2 protein-coding genes and 2 pseudogenes are annotated in these 4,924 nt (G+C 57.1%); 3 read left to right on the forward strand and 1 reads right to left on the reverse strand.

Annotated elements, in window-relative coordinates; translation table 11 throughout:
• Positions 1-318 precede the first annotated feature (318 nt).
• A pseudogene (ydiK, locus tag CINSTRO3249_RS12700) lies at positions 319-1,413 on the forward strand (AI-2E family transporter YdiK).
• 386 nt (positions 1,414-1,799) lie between these two features.
• Here the strand turns inward: ydiK and ppsA are convergent.
• Positions 1,800-4,175 (reverse strand): phosphoenolpyruvate synthase, encoded by a 2,376-nt coding sequence (gene ppsA, locus CINSTRO3249_RS12705; RefSeq protein ID WP_074013546.1) that lies wholly within the window; start codon positions 4,173-4,175, stop codon positions 1,800-1,802.
• A gap of 164 nt (positions 4,176-4,339) precedes the next feature.
• Here ppsA and CINSTRO3249_RS12710 point away from each other — a divergent pair.
• Both CINSTRO3249_RS12710 and CINSTRO3249_RS12715 read left to right on the forward strand, forming a co-directional pair.
• A pseudogene (locus tag CINSTRO3249_RS12710) lies at positions 4,340-4,694 on the forward strand (kinase/pyrophosphorylase); the annotation flags it as partial.
• Positions 4,695-4,754: 60 nt separating this feature from the next.
• Positions 4,755-4,924, forward strand: a 170-nt coding sequence (locus tag CINSTRO3249_RS12715) for an IS1 family transposase (RefSeq protein WP_143146886.1), incomplete at its 3' end; no start/stop codon positions are given.

The raw sequence follows: 4,924 nt of genomic DNA on the forward strand, positions 1-4,924 counted from the left end.
TGCTCATGCTGAGTTTCCAGCACTAGATTAACTGCCCGTTCACGGACTTCCGGAGAGTAACGTTTGGTCGTTGTCATAGAGACCTCCACTTTTAAAGTATAGACTCTAATTTATCCGGGGTGATTCATATATTTTTCCTCCATGTCCTGCTGGCCAAAAAAAATCCTCCCGCAGCGGCGACCTGCGCGGCTTACGCGGCGAAAGTTTTCATCCCCCCCTGTCAAAAAACGGCGATATACCCCATCATTATGCTACTCGCCCACATTGGCCTCGCAGGCCGTGGGTAACCCGTCGTTTGTTTGAGGAGAAAGGTGTTACATGGATTTCCCGCGCCCGCTTCACGATTTGCCCAGAATGCTATTCAGCGTGACGTTTATCGCGCTGATGACCCTCGGCTGTTTTTGGGTGGTACAGCCTTTTATTCTCGGCTTTTCTTGGGCTTCAATGGTGGTGATAGCCACCTGGCCGCTGCTGATTAAAGTGCAGCATCTGCTCTGGGGACGGCGTTCGCTGGCGGTGGTGGTCATGACGCTGCTGCTGCTGTTTGTACTGCCGGTGTCGATTCTGGTGAGCAGTATTGTGGATAATAGCGCGCCGCTGGTGGCCTGGGCGACGCAGCCGGACCGCCTGACCTTGCCCGCCCTTGCCTGGCTGCAGGATGTGCCGATGGTGGGCCGCAAACTCTACAGCGCCTGGCAATCGCTCATCTCCGGCGGCAGCGCGCCGTTAATGAGCAAAATCCAGCCCTACATCGGCAAAGCCGCCAGTTGGCTGCTGGGCCAGGTGGCCAATCTGGGCAGTTTGCTGCTGCACTGCGGTTTGATGATTCTGTTCAGTGTGTTGCTGTATCTGCGCGGCGAACGCGTGGGAATGGCGGTGCGGCATTTCGCCATTCGCCTGGGCGCGGAACGGGGTGATGCGTCGGTCCTGCTGGCGGCGCAGGCCATCCGGGCGGTCGCGCTGGGCGTGGTGCTGACCGCCATCGTCCAGTCCGTACTGGGCGGTATCGGTCTGGCTATTACCGGCATTCCGCTCCCGGCGGTCCTGACCGTGACCATGTTCGTGTTGTGTATCGCCCAATTAGGCCCCTTGCCGGTGCTTATTCCGGCCATGATCTGGCTCTATTGGAGCGGCGACACAACCTGGGGAACCGTTCTATTGGTGTGGAGTTGCGTTGTGGCGACCCTGGACAACATCCTGCGACCGATTTTCATCCATATGGGGGCCGACCTGCCGATGCTGCTGGTGTTGTGAGGCGTATTGGGCGGTTTGCTGGCCTTCGGTATGATAGGCCTGTTCATCGGTCCGGTGGTACTGGCGGTATCCTGGCGATTGATTTTCGCCTGGATGCAGGAGGCGCCACCGCCGGAAAAGATCGATAATCCTGAAAAACAACTCAAAGAATTGCATTAATCTTCTCTGGTTCCCGGCGCACGCCGGGACAATAATGACCGCCCGTCGCGACGGTTATTCTTCTTGACCGCTAATTTATCCCCGCCGCTATTTCCCTTTATCGGATACTGGCCGCAGGGTGCAGCTTATATAGGATGAATCTGAGTGACGTACCGCAGGTTTATCCCTACTATGCGTGATATTAGCTCTATGATTTAGTGATGATTTTAATGCTCCCCGGCATGACAGAATTGCTGTGTGTAGTCTTTTCCCGTCTTTAAGATGGGCTTTTTTTTTATGTCTGATTTGTGACAATTAAAATAATGGCGCCGGTATTAATATACCGGCGCCCGTTATTTCACCCCATCCTATTTTACGGCGCTAATTTGGCGCACCGTAAAACGCCGTTATTTTTTTGCCAGGCTAAGCCAGGTGCTGACGACGGTATCCGGGTTAAGCGACAGACTGTCGATACCCTCCTCCATGAGCCAGGCGGCGAAATCTTCGTGATCGGACGGCCCCTGTCCGCAGATGCCGACGTATTTGCCCTGTTTTTTCGCGGCGCGGATAGCCATGGACAACAGCGCGCGCACCGCCTCATCCCGCTCATCGAACAGCGCCGACACCAGGCCGGAATCCCGATCCAGGCCCAAGGCCAGCTGTGTCATGTCGTTCGAGCCGATGGAAAAACCATCGAAGTGGGCAAGAAATTGCTCAGCCAATAGCGCGTTGGAGGGGATCTCGCACATCATGATCACTTTCAGGCCGTTTTCGCCCCGCTTCAGCCCTTGTCGCGCCAGCTCCTCGACCACCGCCTGCGCCTGCGCCACGGTGCGCACAAACGGGACCATGATTTCCACGTTGGTCAGCCCCATGTCGTTACGCACCCGCTTGACGGCCTCGCACTCGAGCGCAAAACAGTCGCGGAAACTGTCGGCAACATAGCGCCTGGCGCCGCGAAAGCCCAACATCGGGTTCTCTTCGTCCGGCTCGTAACGCTCGCCGCCCACCAGATTGGCGTATTCGTTGGACTTAAAGTCGGACAGACGCACAATCACGCGTTTCGGCGCAAACGCCGCGCCCAAAGTGGCAATCCCTTCCGTCAGCCGGGCGATGTAATACTCTTTCGGGCTGTCGTAGCCGTGGATCATATCGGTGATTTCGCGCTGCAGGGCCGGTGTCTGCTGATCGAATTCCAACAGCGCGCGCGGATGCACCCCTATCATACGGTTGATGATAAACTCCAGCCGCGCCAGCCCGACGCCGTCATTGGGCAGACAGGCGAAATCGAAGGCGCGATCGGGATTGCCGACGTTCATCATGATTTTCAGCGGCAGCGCGGGCAGTTCGTCGATATCCGAACGGGCGACCTCGAAAGGCAGTATTTCCTGATAAACGTAGCCGGTATCCCCTTCGGCACAGGAGACCGTGACCGATTGCCCGTCGCCGATGCGCTCGGTGGCATCGCCGCAGCCGACCACGGCGGGGATCCCCAGCTCACGGGCGATAATAGCCGCATGACAGGTCCGGCCGCCGCGGTTGGTGACAATGGCGGCGGCCTTTTTCATAATCGGCTCCCAGTCCGGGTCGGTCATGTCGGTGACCAGCACATCGCCGGCCTCAACCCGGTGCATTTCACTGATATCGTGAATGATTTTCACCGGTCCTGCGCCGATGCGATGGCCGATGGCACGACCTTCGATAATGACTTCGCCGCGGCGGGTAAGCCGGTAGCGCTCCATCACCTGCCCGCGCGAGCGCACCGTTTCCGGCCGCGCTTGCACAATGAAAAGCTTACCGGTGTGCCCGTCCTTGGCCCATTCGATGTCCATCGGCCGCTGGTAATGTTGTTCAATCAGTACCGCCTGACGCGCCAGATCCTGCACTTCCTCATCCGTCAGGGCAAAGCGCTGGCGCAGCGCTTCGGGCACCGGCTCGGTGCGCACCTGCTCGCCGTGGGCAGCGCTGTCGGCATAGACCATGCGGATTTTCTTGGAACCGATATTGCGCCGCACCACGGCAGGGTTGCCGCTGGCCAGGGTGGGTTTGTGAACGTAGAATTCATCGGGGTTGACCGCGCCCTGCACCACCATTTCGCCAAGTCCGTAGGCGGCGGTAATGAATACCACCTGGTCAAAGCCCGATTCGGTGTCAATCGTGAACATCACGCCGGAGGCGGCCAGATCGGCGCGGACCATGCGCTGCACCCCCGCGGAGAGCGCCACGCCGCGATGATCGTAGCCTTGATGCACGCGATAGGAAATGGCCCGGTCGTTAAACAGCGAGGCATAGACATGCTTGATGGCGGTCATCACCGCATCGATGCCCTGCACATTGAGGAAGGTTTCCTGCTGGCCGGCAAAGGAGGCGTCTGGCATATCTTCCGCGGTGGCCGATGAACGGACGGCAAACGAGGCATCGGCGTCATCGGCGGACAGTTGCTGGTAGCAAGCGGTAATGTCAGCCTCCAGGCCGGGCTGGAACGGGGTATCGATAATCCATTGCCGGATCTGGCTGCCGGCCTTGCTGAGGGCGGCGACATCATCAATATCGGTCTGGTCCAGCAGCTGGTAAATGCGTTGATTGATACCGCTTTGGTTGAGAAAATCATTAAATGCCTGGGCGGTGGTAGCAAAACCATTGGGCACCGACACGCCCACGGCGGATAAATGGGTGATCATCTCCCCGAGCGAGGCATTTTTCCCGCCTACCCGGTCCACATCGTGCATACCAAGCTGGTCATACCACAGCACATTTTCGGCAACATTGTTATTTTGCGGCATCTGGGTCATCCTTTTTAATATGGGCACAAACATCGTGTCGCTACGGTGACGACAGGCAAAAAGGCCTGCTTTGAGATTAGCATAATCCTCCATGCGCTCGCCCAACATGAATCGTGCCAGCGCCCAAATTAAGACTAAGCCGTATTCCGGCAAGAGAGCCATCAATGGACAGAAGCGTATTTTTTATTTCCGATGGTACCGCCATTACCGCCGAGGTGGTGGGGCATTCGGTTTTATCGCAATTCCCTTTAACCACCACGTTATATACCCTGCCGTTCGTCGAAAGCGAAACCCGCGCGCGCGGTTCGCGAACAGATCAATGCCCTTTATCAGCAAAGCGGCGTCCGACCGCTGGTGTTTTATTCGATTGTCACCCCGGCGGTGCGGCACATTATCGAGGAGAGCGCCGGCTTCTGTCAGGATGTGGTGCAAGCGCTGGTGGGGCCGCTCCATCAGGAATTGGGCATTGCGCCAGATCCGGTGGCGCACCGGACCCATGGCCTGACCGCCACCAATTTAAGGGTAATGCCTTCAAATAGTTGACTTTTGTGATATTCTGCCTCTATTTGAGGTTTCCACGTGGTTACAGTTTCTGTTCATTGTCCTCGCTGCCATTCAGATGAAATTTATCGACATGGCCTTAGTCCAACTAAGCGCGAACGCTTCCGGTGTCAGTGCTGTCACCGTGTATTCCAGCTTACCTACCGCTATGAAGCGCGAAAGCCGGGAGTTAAAGAGCAGATCGTTGA

The sequence above is a fragment of the Candidatus Sodalis sp. SoCistrobi genome (genome assembly GCF_900143145.1).
In the GTDB taxonomy this organism is placed as follows: Bacteria; Pseudomonadota; Gammaproteobacteria; order Enterobacterales; family Enterobacteriaceae; genus SoCistrobi.

Excerpts from the sequence above, each read along its gene's own strand:
- ppsA (WP_074013546.1), bottom strand. The coding sequence starts at position 4,175 with ATGCCGCAAAATAACAATGTTGCCGAAAATGTGCTGTGGTATGACCAG.